The organism is Gilvimarinus agarilyticus (assembly GCF_000832015.1).
Taxonomy (GTDB): Bacteria; Pseudomonadota; Gammaproteobacteria; order Pseudomonadales; family Cellvibrionaceae; genus Gilvimarinus; species Gilvimarinus agarilyticus.
On sequence record NZ_JXCJ01000001.1, the window covers coordinates 1926517 to 1946964 of the forward strand.

At 52.7% G+C, this 20448-nt stretch carries 15 protein-coding genes; 10 read left to right on the plus strand and 5 right to left on the minus strand.

The window, feature by feature from the left end; genetic code table 11:
* Positions 1-218: 218 nt before the first annotated feature.
* The 3 genes from SD69_RS08185 to SD69_RS08195 form a co-directional block, all read right to left on the minus strand.
* On the minus strand, positions 219-767 hold the full coding sequence (locus SD69_RS08185; RefSeq protein WP_041522824.1) for a DUF3833 domain-containing protein: 549 nt from the start codon (positions 765-767) through the stop codon (positions 219-221).
* A 47-nt stretch (positions 768-814) separates the two neighbouring features.
* The gene (locus SD69_RS08190) at positions 815-1846 is read right to left on the minus strand and encodes a phospholipase A (protein ID WP_198144074.1); all 1032 of its coding nucleotides are present in this window, start codon (positions 1844-1846) and stop codon (positions 815-817) included.
* Between the two features lie 103 nt (positions 1847-1949).
* The gene (locus SD69_RS08195; RefSeq protein WP_041522825.1) at positions 1950-2903 is read right to left on the minus strand and encodes a hypothetical protein; all 954 of its coding nucleotides are present in this window, start codon (positions 2901-2903) and stop codon (positions 1950-1952) included.
* 485 nt (positions 2904-3388) lie between these two features.
* Here SD69_RS08195 and SD69_RS08200 point away from each other — a divergent pair, with 485 nt between their 5' ends.
* The 3 genes from SD69_RS08200 to SD69_RS08210 all read left to right on the plus strand — a co-directional run bounded on the left by SD69_RS08200 (position 3389) and on the right by SD69_RS08210 (position 8388).
* Positions 3389-4594 (plus strand): efflux RND transporter periplasmic adaptor subunit, encoded by a 1206-nt coding sequence (locus tag SD69_RS08200; RefSeq protein WP_041522826.1) that lies wholly within the window; start codon positions 3389-3391, stop codon positions 4592-4594.
* The gene (locus tag SD69_RS08205) at positions 4594-7734 is read left to right on the plus strand and encodes an efflux RND transporter permease subunit (RefSeq protein ID WP_041522827.1); all 3141 of its coding nucleotides are present in this window, start codon (positions 4594-4596) and stop codon (positions 7732-7734) included. The genes SD69_RS08200 and SD69_RS08205 overlap by 1 nt, the downstream gene beginning before the upstream one ends.
* 99 nt (positions 7735-7833) lie before the next feature.
* On the plus strand, positions 7834-8388 hold the full coding sequence (locus tag SD69_RS08210; RefSeq protein ID WP_041522828.1) for an NADPH-dependent FMN reductase: 555 nt from the start codon (positions 7834-7836) through the stop codon (positions 8386-8388).
* Positions 8389-8445: 57 nt separating this feature from the next.
* Here SD69_RS08210 and SD69_RS08215 read toward each other — a convergent pair whose 3' ends face one another.
* Positions 8446-9363, minus strand: a complete 918-nt coding sequence (locus tag SD69_RS08215) for a response regulator transcription factor (protein ID WP_041522829.1) — start codon at positions 9361-9363, stop codon at positions 8446-8448.
* Entirely contained in the window at positions 9350-12736 is a 3387-nt protein-coding gene (locus SD69_RS08220) for an ATP-binding protein (protein ID WP_041522830.1), read from the minus strand. The genes SD69_RS08215 and SD69_RS08220 overlap by 14 nt, the downstream gene beginning before the upstream one ends.
* Positions 12737-13278: 542 nt before the next feature.
* On the opposite strand from SD69_RS08220, the gene urtA reads away from it, so the two are divergent.
* The 7 genes from urtA to SD69_RS08255 all read left to right on the plus strand — a co-directional run bounded on the left by urtA (position 13279) and on the right by SD69_RS08255 (position 20357).
* Entirely contained in the window at positions 13279-14457 is a 1179-nt protein-coding gene (urtA, locus tag SD69_RS08225; protein ID WP_408606045.1) for an urea ABC transporter substrate-binding protein, read from the plus strand.
* A gap of 111 nt (positions 14458-14568) precedes the next feature.
* Complete coding sequence (urtB, locus tag SD69_RS08230; protein WP_041522832.1) at positions 14569-15495, plus strand: urea ABC transporter permease subunit UrtB; 927 nt, start codon at positions 14569-14571, stop codon at positions 15493-15495.
* A gap of 12 nt (positions 15496-15507) precedes the next feature.
* Positions 15508-16668 (plus strand): urea ABC transporter permease subunit UrtC, encoded by a 1161-nt coding sequence (gene urtC / locus SD69_RS08235; protein WP_041522833.1) that lies wholly within the window; start codon positions 15508-15510, stop codon positions 16666-16668.
* A complete protein-coding gene (gene urtD / locus SD69_RS08240) occupies positions 16665-17414 on the plus strand; it encodes an urea ABC transporter ATP-binding protein UrtD (protein ID WP_041522834.1) in 750 nt (249 codons plus the stop codon). Before urtC ends, urtD begins: the two co-directional genes overlap by 4 nt.
* Before the next feature lie 10 nt (positions 17415-17424).
* Positions 17425-18114: an urea ABC transporter ATP-binding subunit UrtE gene (urtE, locus tag SD69_RS08245; RefSeq protein ID WP_041522835.1), complete on the plus strand. Its 690-nt coding sequence runs from the start codon at positions 17425-17427 to the stop codon at positions 18112-18114.
* A gap of 65 nt (positions 18115-18179) precedes the next feature.
* A complete protein-coding gene (locus SD69_RS08250; RefSeq protein WP_041522836.1) occupies positions 18180-19223 on the plus strand; it encodes an aliphatic amidase in 1044 nt (347 codons plus the stop codon).
* Between the two features lie 63 nt (positions 19224-19286).
* Positions 19287-20357, plus strand: a complete 1071-nt coding sequence (locus SD69_RS08255) for an AAA family ATPase (RefSeq protein ID WP_052480993.1) — start codon at positions 19287-19289, stop codon at positions 20355-20357.
* Positions 20358-20448 lie beyond the last annotated feature (91 nt).

A 20448-nucleotide genomic window follows, 5' to 3' on the forward strand; every position in this document is an offset into this window, starting at 1 on the left:
ATGTACTGCCATAAGCTCGCACGGATTATGTATGACTCAAATCGGCCTTAATGTGCATGGAAGGATGACCGCTGCTTAGGGTAAATGTCGCTATGGGCAACTGGTCGATCCACGACAACTTTATACACAAAGTCGTCTCTAAGTGCCAGCCCTGCCGCGGCTAAGTCTCTGTTTCATTTACAGAGTTTTGCTTGCTGCCCATGCAAAAAAGGATAGCTTTAAGGATCTTTACGAATCACCAGCTGAATGCTGCCCACGTTAAAGCCCCATTTGCTCAGGCTCGAGTGGTTAATCACTGTGTTCTCATCCACCCGCCACATCCAGTCGTCGACGTTTAGTTGTAGTTTACGCTCGTTGTAGTCGACCTCTAATACATAGTTAAGGTTGAATGCGTTGCCGGCCGTCTTAGCAGTGCCCGTGCCGATCACGTCGCCCGCGGTGGCGTTAAAGCTTGTCTGTGAGGTGGGGGTGAGAGTCCAGGTGCGAAACTGGATTTCGCCGTCGTTAAACACAAAGCGCTCTTTTAAGGTCCCAACGCCGTCATTCCAGCTGGCATTGATGGTGGCATTAAAGTAACGGGTGACCTCACCGGCACGGTTTTTTAGTACACCGTGCGCGCTTAGCTCCCCCTGAAAAAACTGCCGGGGCGCAAAGGCGGGTTGATTGTTTTGATACTGATCAACGCTGGGGCCGGCGCAGCCGATTAAGCCCGCAAGGCAGGCCCATAATAAGGTGGTGGTTGCAAACAAACGATGGTGTCGGCGCATGGGGCTCTCCTGTGGCTGGGTTTATTGCAACAGTTACGCACCAAGCGCTAGAACAGATCGGTAAAAACCACCCCAAGGCCTAACGATTCGGTTTTGACGTTGTAGTCGATTAAGCTCGCCCCGTAGCCGTTAAAGTATTTTACGTAGCCTCGCACCGTCGAGCGCAGCGGAAAGCTCCAGCCGACCTCCAGCGAGCCCTTAGCACTAAAGGGCCGGCGGGTCATTACGTCAAATATGTGGTTGTTGTAGCTGTAGGCGCCCCCGAGTTCATAGTGGCCGAGGTAGTCTTCTATATCGGGGTTGTCGTCGTCCTCAATGTCTTCGGGGATGCGGTACCAGGGGGAGAACGCCAGAGCTAAATTGCCTCGCTCAAAAATGGTTCGTGCCCGGATGCGATTCCAGCTGCGAGACAGGCTACCCGACTGACCGTTGGATTGGTGTACCAGGCCAACTTGATTCACCACATTGCGAAAGCCAAAAATCTCCCAGTTGCTGGTGGCCGAAAACAGCAGCTCCGGCTCGTGGTTGGTTTCGCGAAACGGACGCGAAATGTCGCTGTTGTAGGCTTGCCAGAACGAGTTGTTGGTGTAGGCGAGGTACAGGTTGCCATTGTCGTGCAGTAAATCTTGCGCTATCAACACCTTTAGGCTGATTTGGAAGTCAACTTCGGTGTTTTGTAAATCGACTGGCTCGCCGACCGCCTCCGCAAAGGGGGCGCTATTGGGCTGGCGGGTATAGGTGGCGGGCAGCAGGTAGTTACGGTTGTGGGGCGTTAATACAAATCGGTTGGCACCGGTAATGGTTTCGACTTTCATCCGCGTGTCCAGCACGCCGATATCTTGCTCTTGTAGCCCACTCGTAGGCGGGGACTTCAGCATGGGCTCGCAGGATTGGCGCAGCTGAGCAATGGTCATGTCGGGGGAGGCGTGTAACACACGTTCTGCCAGACACTGCTCCATGGACGGATAGTGAGGTAAGTCGGGGGTGTCGCGGGGGGCAGTGTCATTGGCGTTGCAGCAGAGGCTAACGCCAAAAACAAGGCTAAAACTCGTCGCCCGCAGGTGTTTGTGCCGTCGCATACCACTCATCCACTTCGCTAACGCATTGGCTGCTTATTGTGCCCGAGCTGGGCGAGTGGTGCCACCCATGACCGCTCACATTGGCCCCAGTCGGCCAGTTTTGTTAGTGCTCTGAGGGCTGGCCGATTAACCACTGATCCATATCGGCGTCGTGCCATTGGCTAATAAGGTCGACCCCGTTGTCGACGATGGACAGGTAAACGTCGATGATGTCGGTCGCTAAGTTGTAGATGCGGTTGCTGTCGGCGTTTTGCGCGCCTTCGTGCAGTATGTCGGTTTCTACCATGTTGAGTAAAAACATAAGCTTTAGCTCGTAGCTTTTAAGCTGGCTTAACAGACCGATGTCCTGCTCGAGGATGCCCTCCAGTCGCTTAATTTGGTGGCGTAGTTTTTCATTGTTTACCCGGGTGCACTGAATCACATAGCGCAATTTGCTGTCGTGGTGCGCATCCACGTAGCCCGCCGCCGCCGAGTATGTGCCCAGCGCCCGGATGCGGCCAATTTGCTCAACCACGGCGGGCAGCAACCGGGTGGTAAAGTGCAGCACCTCCAGGTGTTTAAAGCGGCTCGGGTAGCTGGCAGATTCATTGTTGGTTTGCGGCTCGCCTAAGGCCTCGGCGCATGGTTGCTCCATTTGTCGCGACAAGCCAGCCAGCATGGCCAGCGACTGCTCAATTAAATGGCAGTGCAGCTCGTAGTTATCGATGACACTGTCTTCTTGCCAATCGCGGCTAATGGTAACCCAGGCGCTGTTTAGATTTTGCTGGTCGCGCTCGGTGAGCAGCCCTTCGCTGGCTTGGGCCAGTGCTAGTAGCGCCAGAATACGCCGCTCCAGCTGGCGCTCCAGTTGGTAAAACTCCTCCTGAAACAGCTCATTGCCGCCGAGCATACCCATGCTCATACCGCGATGGCGCTGGGCCGCTTTAATGGTGCGGTTGAGTTGTCGGATAAGGTTTAAGGCGTCCTGACGCCGGCGGTAAAAATCATAAAAGGCCGTAAAAGCGGCCGATTCGGTGCTGACTTGTGGTGCGGTGTGCGCGCTGGTTTGCCCGTTCATAGTGCTAGCCTTTCATCCTGTTACGTGACCCTGAGCAATATTTGATCGAGGATCGCTAAAACATGGGTGTAAATGGTGCATAAATCGGCTCACAGACGAATATTTGAGTTGTTAGTGGCATTTATAGCTAGAGCAGAGCAACAGCTATGCCAACTGGGGGCGCGGGGAGCGTTTAGTGGGCTAAGGTGAAGGATTGACCCAGTCATCAGCGCTTAAGCAAAACAAAATGAGATGTGGCGCAACTTTTTTATAAGCTTTGGCGTCAAGAGCTTGGTGTGATGGGGGCGATGGCCTCAGCTAGCCGAACAAAATAAGGGCATAGGGCTGCATGGGCGCCTGTTTCTGGGTCATGGGCCTGTGGTACATGCTAGTGCCGGGTGGCACGTAACGTTGTATGATAGCGCAACCTTTAAGTGGAGCTTGATGCCGACCTCCCGGCATAGTAAGCCCGAACAGCCGCAAGCGGACTCAGGAGTAACAGCTACATGGCAAACCCCGGTTTTTATGCAAGAAACAAGCGTTGGCTATTGCCTGTACTGATACTACTTGCGGCCGCTGTGATTGTGGCGGGTTTGGCAAAGCTGCGCCCGCCGCCGCCCATTAAAGATACCGGCGATAACGCTTTGTTGGTAAGCGTTGAGGAAGTTGAGCTTAGCGCGACGCCCCTTCAGGTAGCATCCCGCGGTTTGGTGCAGCCAAGGTACAGCACTGAATTAGTGGCTCAGGTGAGTGGCGAAATCGTGGCATTGGATGAAGCGTTTGTTCGCGGTGGTATTGTTAAAAAGGGCGAGGTGCTGGCTCAGATTGACCCCACTAACTACGAGGTACGACTCGAAGAGGCCCGTGCCGGGCTTGCCAGCGCTTCGGCGGCGCTGGAGCTGGAGCAAGCTCAGGGCGAGGTGGCCCGGGTCGAGTGGGAGGGTATAAGCGAGCACCCAGCTCCGGCTCTGGGGTTACGTAAGCCGCAACTAAAACAGGCCCAGGCTCAGGTGGTGGCCGCCCAGGCGAGCCTTAAACAAGCGCAAAAAGATCTCGAGCGCACCAAGATCATCGCCCCTTACGATGCTCTGGTGGCAGAGCGCGCCATTAGTCTAGGCTCTTTCGTTAATGTCGGCACCATGATGGGCAAAGTGTTGGACGTCAGCAGTGCCGAGATTCGTCTGCCCATCGCGAACAGCGAGTTGCAGTTTTTAGAGAACAACGGCGAGGGAGCCTCCGTCGAGCTCAGCGGCAGTTCCATGAGCGGACGCAACAGCTGGACAGCCAAAATCGTACGCAATGAAGGGGTGATCGATGAGGACACCCGCATGAGCTATTTAGTGGCGCGGGTGGAGGATCCCTACAACCTGGCCAATGCGCGCCCCGGACAAGCCGAGTTGGCCTACGGCAGCTTTGTCGTGGCGCATATTGCCGGGCGTGAATTGCCTCAGGCGGCGCGCATCCCCCGCAGCTTAATACACGATAATAAAGTCCCTATTTATCAAGCAGGTAAGCTAACGCTTAAGCCGGTGACGGTGGCGCGGCATCTGTCGGGCGAGAGCGTGATTACCGATGGGTTGTCTGATGGAGACTTACTGGTTACTACCCCACTTGAATACCCCGTGGCCGGTGTGGCGCTGCAGCGGTCAGATCAGCAAACTGAGGCCGCCGCAGATACAGACGCAGATGAGTCCGTCGCAGGAGAGCATTAATGGAGCGCGCCGAAGACACCCGCAAAGGGATTATTGCCTGGTTTTCCCGCAACAGTGTGGCGGCCAACTTGCTGATGATTGTGATTGTGCTGATGGGGCTGTACAGCGCGATGACTATTCGCAAGCAGATGTTTCCACAAGTCGAGATTAACTGGATCAATATCGATATTACTTACCATGGTGCCGCACCCCAAGACGTGGAGGAGGGGATCACGGTTAAGCTGGAAGAGGCATTGGCCTCGGTGCAGGGTATCGAGCGGTTAATTACCCGCTCCAATCGCGGCAGTGCCAGTGCCAGTATCGAGGTGATGGAGGAGTACGACGCCCAAGAGGTACTCGACGAGGTTAAAACAGCGGTGGATTCCATTTCGAGCTTTCCCGATGGAATGGAAAGCCCGAGGGTAAGCCGCGCCAAATTTCGTCAAGAAGTAATGTACGTTTCTCTGTATGGCGATGTGGATGACGTTACGCTTAAACGCATGGGCGAGGAGGTGTACAACGAGCTGCGCTCGTTGCCCGATGTGAGTATTGTCGATTACTACAGTGGGGCCAATTACGAAATCGCCATCGAGGTAAGCCGCGATAAACTGTACGAGTACGGTTTTACGTTTAATGAAATCGCTCAGGCGGTGCGCAACTGGTCGACGAACCAATCCGCCGGCCAAATTCGCACGCAGGATGGCTTTATTTCTGTTCGGGTCGAAAATCAAGCCTACGTGGGCCCCGAGTTTGAGCGGCTACCCCTGCGTACCCGGGCCGATGGCACGACTATTTATTTGGGCGATGTGGCCGAGGTTAGTGATGGCTTTGAGGAGGGAATTAACTACACCAGACTCAATGGCCACAATGCGGTTACTTTTTTTATTGGCGCGACTAACGATCAGAGTATTACCGATGTCTCGGCCACCGTGAACGAGTTTATCGCCGAGCGTAACAATACCTTGCCGGCTGGTATTACGCTGGACCCCTGGGTAGATTTAACCTATTACCTGAACGGCCGTCTGAACATGATGCTGAGCAATATGTTTTGGGGCGGCTTGCTGGTGTTTGGGATTCTCGCGCTATTTTTACGAATGAAGCTTGCTATGTGGGTAATGCTTGGCTTGCCGGTGAGCTTTTTAGGCGCTATGGCCTTGCTGCCTAGCAGCTGGATTGACGTAACCATAAACGTGGGCAGTTTGTTTGCCTTTATTATGGTGCTGGGGGTGGTGGTGGACGACGCCATTGTCATTGGCGAAAGCGTGCATACAGAGGTGGAGGAGAAAGGTCAGAGTATCGACAACGTTATTCGCGGTGCGCAAAAGGTGGCTACCCCGGCGACGTTTGGTGTGCTGACAACCTGTGCGGCGTTTGTGCCTATGGTCTTAGAAACCGGGCCGGACTCTGCTTTCCCGCATGCTATTGGCTATGTAGTCATTTTATGTCTGTTGTTTTCGCTGGTCGAATCTAAACTCATTTTGCCCGCGCATTTGGCGCATATGAAACCCGTCAAAGCCAACCCGTCTAACCTGATTTACCGGGTGCAGACGAGTGTGTCGAATACCTTACAGGGTTTCATTGACCGCCGTTATACGCCTGCCCTGCAGTGGGCACTGCATTACCGTTATGTGGTTATGGCACTGTTTACGGCGGTTATTTTTATTACCGTGGGCATGTTTGCCGCCGGCTTACTAAAGTTTGTCGGTATGCCCAAAGTGCCCCACGACTTTGCCATCGTGAAACTAGAGATGAATGCCAGTGCCCCCGAGCAGAGCACGCTTGAGGCGCTGCTGGCCGTTGAGCGGATGATCAAGGAGGTGGAGGCCGATATCGAGCAGGAAACCGGCAGCCCCCTGGTGGATAAGCTGTTTGTTTCAATGCAATCGCGCACCACTGCTGAGATTCAGGCCAAGTTAGTCGACCCGGAGTTTCGCCCGATGGATACCTTCGCGCTTTCGGCCCGTTGGCGTGAAAAAATGCCCGAAATTAGTGGTTTGAAAAGTCTGACGATTATCGATCAGGTGATGGGCGGTGGCACAAACGACGGCGACGTCAGCTTTCGGGTGATAGGCAACAACCTCCCGCAGCTGCGCGATGCGGCTGCGGATATCCGCGCCGGGCTGAACAAAATAGACGGCGTATTTGAAATACAAGACAGCGAGCAGCGCGGTGTGCGTGAGGCGCGTTTTACGCTAAAACCAGTGGCCTATAGTTTGGGGCTAACCACGGCGGATGTGGCAAATCAGGCCGCGTTTAGTTTGTACGGTATCGAGGCGCAGCGAATTGTGCGTGACAGTGAAGAAATTCGCGTGATGGTGCGCTACCCTGAGTACCAGCGTAACGTGCTGGGAGCTGTGAGTGAGGTGTTAATTCAAACCCCGGACGGTGCGCGCGTGCCCCTGCAAGAGGTTGCCGATATCGAGCTGGTGGCGGGCATCAACCAGATCTATCGCGAAGACGGTAAGCGTACGATTACCGTTTGGGCGAACCTGGATTTCAGTAAGATTCAGCCTCTAAAAGTGGCAGAGATTTTACAAGATGGTGCGTTTAAGGAGATTGCCGAAAACTACAAAGACGTTGAGATCGAAGAGTCAGGCAGCCTTAAAGACGAGCGCGAAACCTTCACCAATTTCTTTATCAATATCGCTACCATTTTAATGATGATTTACGTGTTGTTGGCGCTCCCGCTGCGCTCCTACACACAACCGTTAATGATTATGTCGGTGATTCCCTTTGGTATTATCGGCGCGATCTGGGGCCATATGATTATGGGATACGATTTTAGCAGTCTCTCGTTGTTTGGCATTTTTGCCGCTATTGGTGTGGTGGTGAATGACTCGCTGGTGATGGTGGACTATGTGAACGGCGCTCGAGAGCGGGGCGAGAGTTTGCATGATGCGGTGTTGCAGGGCGGGCGCCGGCGCTTTCGCGCGGTGATCTTAACGTCCCTAACGACGTTTATCGGCCTGCTGCCTATTATGTTTGAGTCGTCGCTGCAGGCTAAAATTGTCATCCCTATGGCCATCTCGCTTGCCTATGGTGTGCTGTTTGCCACCTTGGTGACGTTGGTGCTGGTGCCTATTTTGTATCTGGTTATGGATGACCTTAGCCGTATGAAGCGCAAAACTAAGCACTTTTTATTGCCGTACGCGTCGCGCTAGGGGCGTCGGTGCGGCTAGCGAGCATCGTAGCAACGCCGAACTTACAGGGCAGGGGCTGGTTTGTCTCACGCTGTTTCAGCAAATAGTAAGGAAGGTATTATGAAAGTAGTAGCCATTAGTGGCAGTTTGCGTCAGGCGTCTTTTAACTCGGCATTGTTGGCCGCTGCACGGCCGTATTTTGGCGAAGAGGTTGAGTGGGTCGAGGCCGATATCGCTTCGATCCCGCTGTACAATCAGGACATTGACGGCGAGACCAAGCCCGCACCCGTGGCCCTATTGATGGATCAGATTGCCGGTGCCGATGCGCTGGTAATCGCCACGCCGGAATACAATTATGGTATTCCCGGGCCGCTAAAAAACGCCATCGACTGGGCGTCGCGCCCGGCCTACCGCTCGGTGCTCGCTCATATCCCTACCTTATTAATGAGCGCCTCTATGAGCCCGATGGGCGGCGTGCGCGCTCAGGGTCAGTTAAAACAAGTGCTTGGCGGCACCCTGACGCCACTGTTTCCGTGCCCCGAGTTTGCCGTGGGCAGTGCTCACGAGATTTTTAAAGACGGCAAGCTTGGCGACGAGGCAACCGCGCAAAAACTTGAGCGGTTGGTGAAAGACTTTACCGCCTGGGTTGCCGCCGAAGTCGATTTTGAAAATTAAAACGTGTGCCCTAACTCGCTTGTTAGGGCGTTGTTTATAACGCTGTAAATATAAGCGTTAGGCCAGCTCGGCCAGCGCCCGGATCGCTTGCGCCGCGGCCGAGGTGCGGTTCTCGACGCCGAGTTTTTTAAATACCTGCTCAAGGTGTTTGTTGACGGTACGTGGGCTCATATCCAGGATCTGGCCGATTTCCCGATTGGTTTTGCCGTTGGCGATCCAAAGTAATACGTCGGCCTCACGCTGGGTGACAGAAAATTTACGCCGAAGTACATCGGTGTTGGTTTCGTTGCTAGGGGTGTCTATTAACCGCAGTAAGTACTCGCGCTGATCGACCAACGCCAGAAACTCGACCGTTAATGGGTTGCTAAGAAAATCCAGGTTGAGCTTGTGGCCGGGCTCGGGGTTGTGAGCAAACCAGCTGCTGAGCGCGTCGGTGATTTTGCTTTGCTGGCTCGATTGTGTGTCGCTAGCCCCGGCCAGTTGCGCGTGCACGGCAGGTGTTGCCCACAAAGATTGCCCGCGAGCGTCAGTGGCAAATAAGTTTTGCCCCGCTAAATCTAACGCGGTGCGAGCGCTGCGCGTCATGCGTGCATTGGCCAAATGTACTTGCATGCGCGCCACCAACTCGTCGGCGTTAATCGGTTTGGTGATGTAGTCTACCCCGCCGGATTTAAGGCCCATCACTACATGCTCGGTGTCGCTTAGCCCTGTCATAAAAATAATAGGTACGTCCATCAGCTTGGGGTTTTCTTTTAATGCCCGGCAGGTTTCAAATCCATCCATGTTGGGCATGATGGCATCCAGCAAAATAATATCCGGGGTGATGTTGCGGGTAATGGTAATCGCCTGTGCCCCCTCCAGCGCTACCAGCACGGTCATATCGGCGTCTTCTAACACGTCGTTGAGCATTCGAATGCTGTCAATGGCGTCATCGACAACGAGGGCGACGGTTTTACCGCTATTAGCCGTGTTCATTGGGGGTTCCTTCTAAAAGCACGATAAGTTGATCAAATTGAAAGTCATTGGCCAGCTGGTTGGCGGTGTCAAAAAACGGCCGCCCGCACTGGCCGGTGGCCATTAAATTATTGAGATACTGGGCAATACCAGATTTATGGCCGATTAAACTAAGCTCTTGCAGTTGTTGGCAGTGATCTTCCGCTGGCAAGGCAAATACTTCGTCAGCGTTTTGCGCCAGCGTGGCAAGCGACGCTGAAGAGGCGAGCGACTGGTTATCGTGTAGCCACTGTAAATTGAGCAGGGCACCAATTTTGTCCAGCAGTGCCCGCACATTAATAGGTTTAACCAGATAGGCGTTGTGGGGCGCCGCGCCGGTGTTAATGGGCCGGTTTTCGCGCGCATCGGCCGACACCATAACAATGGGGGCGGTTTGCCGGGCGTCGCGCAGTGTGTGTGCCAGCTCCCAGCCCGATAGCCCCGGCATGTTGACGTCGAGCATAATCAGGTCGGGGGACTCTTGCTCGGCGATTTTCTGTGCGCTCAAAGCGTTGTCGACAAACACTAAGTCAAACTCAAGCGGCGTTAAAATGGCTCTTATTAACTCTCTGTGGCTGGCTTCGTCATCCACCACTAAGAGCTTTTTTCGTGGCCCTTGATAGCCGGTTATATCCTGGGCGCTATCGTCGCGGGGTTCGGCCAGCGAGGGGTGAATACTCGACAGCATTAATACCACCTTAAATTCGCTACCTTTACCGGGCGTACTGGTGAGGCTGATATCGCCTCCCATGATGTCTGTGAGTAGGCGCGTGATAGTAAGCCCAAGGCCGGTGCCAGCGATAGTGCTGCCCGGGCGCTTGACGCGCTCGAAGGGCCGAAAGATACGCTCGACGTTTTTCTCGGCAATGCCCTCGCCAGTGTCTGTAATGATAAATTCGGCTACCTGGCTGCGATAGCGAACCCGAAAAGTGATTTTACCCCGTTCGGTGTATTTGATGGCGTTGGATAGCAAATTGATCAGTACCTGACGCAGACGTTTTTCATCGGTTTTAACAAACTCGGGTAAGTGGCTGGCGCACACGTATTCAAACTCTAAGCCTTTGGCCTCGGCTTCGGGGCGAAACATGTACACCAATTGCTCTAGCAGTTGCGGCAGGCGGACTTGCTCTGTATGTAAATCGAGCTTGCCAGCTTCGATTTTTGAGATATCCAGCAAGCCCTCAATCAGGTCCCCCAAATGCTCGCCACTGCGGCGAATAACCGAAATAGCGTCCCGTTTTGGCTGGGGGATAATCGGGTCTTTTTCTAATAGTTGGGCGTAACCCAAGATGGCGTTTAGCGGCGATCTTAGCTCGTGACTGATACCCGTGAGGTAGCGGCTTTTGGCTTGGTTGGCGGCCTCGGCGGTGTCTTTGGCGCGCTGTAACTCTCGGTCAGTTTGTTCGTGAGCTACAATTTCTTCGGTTAACAGCCGGGTCTGGCGCTGGGTTTCTTCTTGGGCGACGACCCGGCTTTCGTGGGCCAACACAAACAACCAGCTAACAATGCCGGTAATAATGACCAACAGAAAGAATACCTTCCATAGCGTGGTAGCGGTATTGGGGGTAGGGCTTTGAAAATAAATTAACGACAGTAACAGCGCCGAAAACCCATTAATAACCAGCAGTAGCCCTAAAAAATGGCTGATTCTGGTGTTTAGGTTGGGGATAAAGCGAGCGGGTAGAAAACGGGTAAAGAACGCACGTATCTGATCACTATAACCGGCCCCCGGTTTACAGTAATCGCCACAGCGCGCGTCCAGCGAACAGCACAGTGAGCAAATATTGCCGGCGTAGGCGGGGCAGTGGCTTATATCTTCGCGTTCGAAACGAAGCTCGCAAATACAGCAAATGGCGGTGGCTTGGTCTGGGCGGTCGAACTCAATATCGCTAGCGATTAGCTCGCGCGCTATGTAATAGCGGCCTTTGGTTAACCAGGCAATAAAGGGCACGAATACGAGAGCGCTGCCGAGCGTGATGAAATGGGAGAGTGCCCGGCTGGTCTCGCCGAATAAACCGCTGTAGCTGAGCATGCCGATTATAGTGGCCAGAATCATCGAGCCGCACCCGACCGGGTTAATGTCGTAGAGATGCGCGCGTTTAAATTCAATGTGCTTCGGCGACAGTCCCAAGGGTTTGTTGATGGTGAGATCGGCCACTAAGCAACCCACCCAAGCCACGGCGACAATGGCGTAAAAGCCCAGCGTTTGCTCTAGCGCTTGATAGACTCCCAGCTCCATTAACAACAGAGCAATCGCCACATTAAAAATCAGCCAGACGACCCGGCCGGGATGCGAATGGGTTAGCCGCGAAAAAAAGTTAGACCAGGCGATGGAGCCCGCGTAGGCATTGGTGACATTAATTTTTAACTGACATAAGACGACAAAAACACCCGCCACGGCCAATGCCACTTCTGGAGTGTTGGTAATATAGCCAAACGCAATCATGTACATACGGGTGGGGTCGGCCGCTTCGCTGGCACCAACACCGTGGCTTAACGCCAATACCGCAAGAAACGAGCCCGCCAACATTTTTATCACGCCGATGACAATCCAGCCCGGCCCTGCTGCCATCGCACAGATCCACCAGCGCTTGCGGGTAGTCGGGGTTGCCTCGGGCATAAAGCGTAAAAAATCCACTTGCTCGCCAATTTGCGCAATAAGGGCAAACATAACCGCGCAGGCGGCACCAAATAGGATTAGGTCAAACTGGCCGCTGGGGGCCGCGCTGGTGGTGTAGCGCGTCCAGTCGGTCACGGCGCTGGCATCGGCATAAATAATAAACGCAAAAGGCAGTAGCTGTAGCGTTAGCCAGATGGGTTGGCTCCACACCTGAAAGCGGCTGATAAAGGTGATGCCGTACACCACCAGCGGAATCACCAAAACCGCGCTGACTAAATAGCCAATGGCGAGCGGTAGGCCAAAGAGCAGCTTTAACGCCATCGCCATAATGGCGGCCTCAAGGGCAAAAAAGATGAATGTAAAAGAGGCGTAAATAAGCGAGGTGATGGTCGAGCCGATATAGCCAAAGCCTGCACCGCGGGTTAGCAAGTCGATATCAAGCCCGTACTTGGCCGCGTAGTAACTGATGGGGGTGCCGGTAAGCAAGATAATTAAACCGACCGCAAAAATGGCTGCGATGGCATTGGTAAATCCGTAGTGCAGGGTCACCGTGCCGCCGATTGCCTCAAGCGCTAAAAAGGAGATGGCCCCCAGCGCGGTAATCGCCACCCGGCTGGTACTCCAGCGCCGCGCACTTTTGGCGGTAAAGCGAAGGGCGTAATCTTCCAGGGTTTGGTTGGCCACCCACTGGTTGTAATTGCGCCGGACTCTAAAAATGTGTTGCTTAGCCGTCATGGCGGCGTCGCTCGTGGTCACTTACTTGTTGTTGTGATTCGCTGGTGCACAAGCGTCTTGCGTTTACGGCGTGATGGCTGATGTTGTGGTGATACTGATACAAAGTGCTGCCTCTAATGGGTGCACCTCGCTGTGCAGGGTTTCCTTTGTGGTGCGTTTACAGGGTGTGACTCGGACCACCCCCGTTGTTGTTGCGCGAATATTGCGGCGTGTTTTTGCAACAGATCTTATTACAGTCAAAAGCCATACCAATTACACGCAAGGTGTGCATTTATCGAATGCGCACGACCTTACGCCTGGCGCTGCTCAAACCCTATGCGTCAAATGACGTAGCTTCATGGTGCGTTTGGCGAATAGTGCCTAAGCGCGAGTTTCCTGAGAATAAACACCGTAGGCACAGCGTGTCTGTTGCTGGGCTAACCCACTTCTGGGATAACCAACGAGGAAAGAACATGGGAACTTTAAAGAATGCACAGGCCGGCCTTGGGGGTCGACTGCCAAGCTTAATGAAGGGCATCGCCTCTGCCGTCGCTGGGGCGACAATGGTGTTGTCTGCAGCGGTTAACGCGGCACCGGCGACGTCCGAGGTCAACACCACGGGTCTTGCGGTGACCGACGATACAGTCACTGTCGGTATCTTACACTCGGTAACCGGGACCATGGCCATCAGTGAGACTGGCTCGGTTCAGGCAGAGAAGCTGGCCATTGAGCAGATCAATGCCATGGGTGGTGTGCTAGGCCGTCAAATCGAATACGTACAAGAAGATGGTGCCAGCGATTGGCCAACCTTCGCCGAAAAATCTCGTAAGCTGTTGCTGCAAGATAAAGTGGCCACCGTGTTTGGTTGCTGGACCTCGGCTTCGCGTAAAGCGGTATTGCCCGTGTTTGAGCAGTATAACGGCATGCTGTACTACCCCACGTTTTACGAGGGTTTGGAGCAATCACCTAACGTCATTTACACCGGTCAGGAAGCCACTCAGCAAATTTTGGCGGGTATTGACTGGGTAACCAAAGAGAAAGGCGCTAAAACCTTTTACTTGCTTGGTTCGGATTATATCTGGCCACGTACCTCTAACAAGATTGCGCGTAAGCACATCGAGAAGCTGGGCCTGAAAGTTGTGGGTGAAGATTACTACCCACTGGGCCACACTCAGTTCAACTCGATCATCAACAAGTTCAAGCTGAAAAAGCCTGATGTCATTTTCGCCTCAGTGGTGGGTGGTTCTAACGTTGCCTTTTATAAGCAGCTTAAAGCCGCTGGTATCGATATGACCAAAGAGAAGCCGCTGGTGCTGACCATCTCTGTGACCGAAGACGAAATCTTGGGTATCGGTGGTGAAAACATTGAAGGCGCTTACGCTTCAATGAAGTACTTCCAGAGCTTAACCAACGACAACAACCAGGCTTTTGTTAAAGCCTTTAAAGAGCGTTGGGGCGATGACATTGTTATCGGTGACGTAACTCAAGCCGCTTATCTCGGACCTTGGTTATGGAAAGCAGCGGTCGAAAAAGCCGGATCATTTGATGTGGACAAAGTACGTGAAGCATCGCCTGGTATCGAGTTAACCACTGCGCCAGAAGGCTATGTGAAGGTTCACCCGAATCACCACTTGTGGTCTAAAACCCGCATTGGTAACGCCAAAACCGATGGTCAGTATGAAATCGTGTACGAAACTGACGAGCTGATCGAGCCAGATCCGTTCCCAGAAGGTTACCAATAAGCCGCATTACCGGCCGCGCGAGCGGCCACCAGAACCCACTGCCACAGGCGGTGGGTTCGTCCCTTTCGCAAGATGAAGTTTCTTTTGAGTTTTCTGCACGAGGATTGAGCGATGTTCGCCGATTACACGACCTCTGAGTTAATGTCGATATTTGCTATGCAGGGCTTTGCAGGATTAATTTTATTTTCTGTTTTTGTCCTTATGGCGTTGGGGCTGGCTATTATTTTTGGCCAGATGGGCGTTATCAATATGGCGCATGGCGAGTTTATGATCCTCGGTGCGTACATTACCTATTTGACCTCTAATGTGTTTGCCGACTATATGCCCAATTTGTTTGGGGCCTACTTTTTTATCGCCATGATACTGGCGTTTATCGCCGCGGGCGCGCTGGGCATGCTAGTGGAGTGGGCAATGATTCGTCATTTGTACCACCGTCCATTGGATACCCTGTTGGCGACCTGGGGCTTAAGTCTAATTTTGCAGCAGTGCTACCGCACCATCTTTGGCGCCCGTGAAGTGGGTGTAACCTTACCCGATTGGCTGATGGGATCATTTCAGTTAACGGACATTATCGAGGTGCCGATTAACGGTATCTTTGTAATGACGCTGGCGGTGGGTATCTCGGTAGCGATTGCAGCGCTTATGTACAAATCACGCTGGGGCATACAGGTGCGCTCAGTGGTGCAAAACCGCCCTATGGCGGGCGCGGTGGGCATTAATACCGCACGCGTAGATAGACTGACCTTCGGCTTAGGCTGTGGTATTGCCGGTGTTGCCGGTAGCGCATTCACCATGATTGGCTCAACCGGGCCCACGTCGGGGCAGTTGTACATTGTTGATACCTTCCTGGTTGTGGTGTTTGGTGGCGCGGCAAGTTTGCTGGGTACCATCGCTTCAGCTTTTACTATTTCGCAGGCGCAATCCACTATGGAGTTCTTCCTGAGCGGGTCAATGGCCAAAGTACTGACGCTGTTGTTTGTTGTCTTCATTCTGATGTTAAGACCACAAGGTCTTTTCTCACTGAAAGTGCGTCGCTAGGAGGGTTAGCGTATGTCTTATGCAGGTTTACGATCTCTATTGCCTAAAAATGATCTCATTAATTTTGCGGTACTCGCGTTAATTTTGGTGGTGGTCTTACCTTTAAGCCTTGATATTTTCCGGCTTAATCTGGTGGGTAAATACCTTACGTACGCGTTTGTCGCGCTTGGTTTGGTCTTGTGCTGGGGCTATGGCGGTATTTTAAGTCTAGGTCAAGGGGTGTTTTTTGGTTTGGGCGGTTATGCCATGGCGATGTTTTTAAAGCTTGAGGCATCGTCACCGGAAAACACCGCAATTCAGTCAACACCTGGGATTCCGGACTTTATGGATTGGAACCAGTTGACGGAATTGCCTTGGTTTTGGCAGCCGTTCCATAGCCTGACCTTTACCGTGATCGCCATTATTGTTATTCCGTCGATCTTTGCTTACATCATCGGTGTTGCCATGTTTAAGCGCCGGGTGGGCGGGGTGTACTTTGCCATTATTACCCAAGCAGTGGCGGCAATCTTGACGATTCTAATCATCGGTCAGCAGGGCTATACCGGCGGCGTGAATGGTATTACAGACTTGCGCACATTGTTTGGTTGGGATATCCGTACCAACGAAGCCAAGTATGTATTTTACTTTTTGTGTGTGTTTATGCTGTTTTTGTGCCTGGGTGTTGCGCAGTTTGTACGCAAAAGTAAGTTGGGCCGTTTGTTGGTTGCCATGCGAGAAATGGAAGACCGTGTGCGCTTTTCAGGCTACGACGTAGCCAATTTTAAGATCTTTGTGTTTTGTCTGGGGTCGGCCTTTGCCGCAATCGGTGGCGCCATGTTTACCCTTCAGGTTGGTTTTATGTCACCTACCTTTGTGGGTATTGTCCCTTCGATTGAAATGGTGATCTTTTGTGCCGTGGGTGGCCGCCTGTCAATCTTTGGCGCGGTATATGGTGCGCTGGTGGTTAACTGGGCTAAAACGACTTTCTCCGAGAGCTTTCCTGAGTTGTGGTTGTTTGCCATGGGCGCGCTGTTTATCGGTGTGGTTATGGCGTTCCCCAATGGTTTGGCAGGGCTGTACACCAAATACTGTGAGCCTAAGGTCAATCAGTTGATTGCGCGCTTTACGGGTAAGTCAAACGATACGTCAGCGGAGCTGGCTCCTCAGATGAAAACCGAAGGGGGTAACCCATGAATTCGAGTAACACAGATTTCGTGCTGGCGGTTGAAGGGCTAACGGTTTCATTCGATGGTTTTAAAGCGGTTAACGATTTGAGTTTTTACGTTGATAAAAATGAAATACGGGTAATTGTGGGGCCTAATGGAGCGGGTAAAACCACGGTGCTGGATTTGGTGTGTGGACGAACCAAAGCCACCGAGGGATCGATTAAGTTTCGCAACAAAGAACTCACCAAAATGAAAGAGCACCAGATTGTGCGCGCGGGGGTGGGGCGAAAGTTTCAAACTCCGTCAATCTACGGTGACTTAACGGTGTTTGAGAACCTGGAGATCTCGTTTCCTCGCGGCCGTTCTGTATTGGGTGCGCTGGCGTTTAAACGAGATGCGGAGGTTCTTCAGCGTGTCAACGAAGTAGCCGGCATGATCTTTTTGGATGAGCGGTTGCACACCCGCGGTGACCTACTCAGTCACGGTCAAAAGCAATGGTTGGAAATTGGTATGTTGCTGATTCAAGACCCAGAGCTTTTGATGCTGGATGAGCCGGTGGCGGGCATGTCGGTATCCGAGCGACGCAAAACGGCAGAGCTGTTGCGCACCATCACCAAAGATCGTTCGGTGATTGTGATCGAGCATGATATGCAGTTTGTCGCCGAGATTGCCGACAAGGTTACTGTTTTGCACCAGGGTAAGATCTTGGCCGAAGGTTCGGCCGAGCACGTAAAGCAAGATCCTAAAGTCATCGAAGTGTATTTGGGTCATTGAGGAGACAACCATGCTGAATGTATCTGATTATCGAGTCAGTTATGGCCAGAGTAATATTATTAGTGGTATGAACTTCTCGGTAGCGCCCAACGAAATTGTGGCGGTTATGGGGCGTAACGGGATGGGTAAAACCACCCTGATGAAATCCTTGATGGGTGTTATTCCATCCGAGAGTGGTAGCGTCAAGCTGGAGGATACCGAGGTATCTAAGATGAAAAGCTACCAGCGGGTTGAAGCCGGTTTTGGTTTTGTGCCCCAGGGGCGCATGATTTTTTCCAGTATGACCGTTAAAGAAAATATCGAGACGGGACTGACTACCACAAAATCGCGCAACGTACCGCGCGATCTTTACGATATGTTTCCGGTGTTACTGGAGATGCGCAATCGTCGAGGCGGTAACTTGTCGGGTGGCCAGCAACAGCAGCTGGCTATTGCCCGGGCACTTGCCAGTAACCCTAAGATGTTGTTGTTGGATGAGCCCACCGAAGGTATTCAGCCTTCTATTATTCGCGATATGGCGCGCACGCTTAAAGAGATTCGCGATCAGCGCGGCCTGTCGATTGTGGTGTCAGAGCAGGTGTTGAGTTTTGCCTTGGATATTGCCGACCGCATACTGGTGATTGAAAAAGGCGAGATTGTCCACGAAGAGCTCAGATCGAGCGTGGACGAGGCGAAAGTCGCCTCGTACCTCTCGGTGTAATTTTCTAAGATTCGTTTTGGTGTAACAGCCTCACGGTTGTTGCACCGGTTTTATAGGAGTAAATCATGCGTCACGGTGATATTTCCAGCAGCCCTGATACGGTCGGTGTTGCGGTGGTCAACTACAAAATGCCTCGGTTACATACTAAGGCCGAAGTGATGGACAATGCCCGTAAGATTGCCGATATGATTCTCGGCATGAAAAAAGGCTTGCCGGGGATGGATCTGGTGGTCTTCCCCGAGTACAGCACCATGGGCATCATGTACGATAACGACGAGATGATGGCTACCGCTGCCACTATCCCGGGCGATGAGACCGCTATCTTTTCCGAAGCCTGTCGGCAGGCGGATACGTGGGGTGTTTTCTCACTGACCGGTGAGCAACACGAAGATCACCCGAATAAAGCGCCTTATAACACCTTAGTGTTGATTAACAACCAGGGTGAAATTGTACAAAAATACCGTAAATGTATTCCCTGGTGTCCGATTGAGGGCTGGTATCCCGGTGACAAAACCTATGTCACCGAAGGGCCTAAAGGTATGAAGATCAGCCTGATTATTTGTGACGACGGCAATTACCCCGAAATTTGGCGCGACTGCGCCATGAAGGGCGCTGAACTGATCGTTCGCTGTCAGGGCTATATGTATCCAGCCAAAGAGCAGCAAGTGATGATGGCGAAATCAATGGCCTGGGCAAACAACTGCTATGTGGCTGTTGCGAATGCCTCGGGTTTTGACGGGGTTTATTCCTACTTCGGGCACTCGGCCATTATTGGGTTTGACGGTCGCACCTTGGGTGAATGCGGTGAAGAAGATATGGGCGTACAGTATGCTCAGTTGTCTGTCTCGCAAATTCGCGATGCACGTAAAAACGATCAATCACAAAATCACCTGTTTAAATTACTCCATCGCGGTTATAGCGGTGTACATAACTCCGGTGATGGCGATAAAGGCATCGCCGAGTGCCCGTTTGATTTCTATCGTAGCTGGGTGCTTGATGCCGAAAAAACTCAGGCCGATGTGGAAGCTCTAACACGATCGACCATTGGTGTGGCGGATTGCCCGGTAGGGAATTTGCCGGTGGACGGAAAAGAGAAGTCGGCGGATTAACCGTTTCGCTCGCCGTAACAGGCTAACCTGTTACGGCGTTTTTTTTAATGTCTTGAGGTAGTTGTGCCTTTTATTAATGATATGTTAGCCGAGCAAGCACAAGGTACACCAGAGCCGGCTGTAAATACCCGCCCAGCGGCTACTCGATTAGGGCAAACCCGGTTTCGTTTTGACTTGCCTAAAGCCAAAGAGCGATTGCGCGAGCGCATTGTCGGGCAGCCCGAGGCGATGGCGGCACTTGATGATGCGTTAGATGTGATCAAGGCTGATATAGCCGACCCCGATCGACCCTTGTGGTCGGCACTACTGGCGGGGCCTACTGGCGTAGGCAAAACAGCAACGGTAAAAGCGCTCGCTGAAGTACTAACGGGTAGAGCGGATAATTTTTGTCGTATCGATATGAACACCTTGTCGCAGGCTCATTACAGTGCAGCGCTATCTGGCGCCCCACCGGGGTATGTTGGCAGTAAAGAAGGGCACACCTTATTTGATGCGGCGCAGATCGCCGGTGATTATTCTACGCCCGGTATTGTATTGTTTGATGAGGTCGAGAAAGCAAGCCCAGAAGTATTGCGGGCCTTGCTAAACGTATTGGAAGATGGCCACCTGCGTTTAAGCGCCGGTGAAAAAAGTCTCGATTTTCGCAACACCCTGCTACTAATGACCAGTAACCTGGGCGGGCGTCAGTTAAGCGCCTGGCTTAAACGTTCAAGCTGGTGGCCAGGGAGAGGTGGTACCGATTTGCCCCGTCGTGTTCAGCGGCAAGTGCACGAGCAAATAGAAGCATTTTTTGACCCGGAATTTATTAACCGGTTGGATCGGGTGCTTATTTATCGCCCCCTGGGAGACACTCATACCCACAGTCTTTTAGAGTTGGAGCTAGATCGATTAAATCGGCGACTCAACAAAAAAGGTTGGCGCCTAACGCTGACGGCTGAGGCTTATGAGGGGCTCGGTAAGAACGCTCTGGACAACCGTTACGGCGCCCGCTCAGTAAGACGGCTAGTGCGCGATGCTGTTGAAGCGCCGTTGGCGAGCTTTTTATTGCAGGCGGGCGCTGAGTCTGCTTCTCCTGAGTTGTGCCTGGCCGAAGGGCACTGGCAATCGGGCCAGCTTATTTTTATCGCACGTTAATATTAGTTGCTATAAGCACGGCGCTGGCAATCCGACTGGCGCCGGGCTTATGCTATGTTCCGTCATCCGTCATCCGTCATCCGTCATCCGT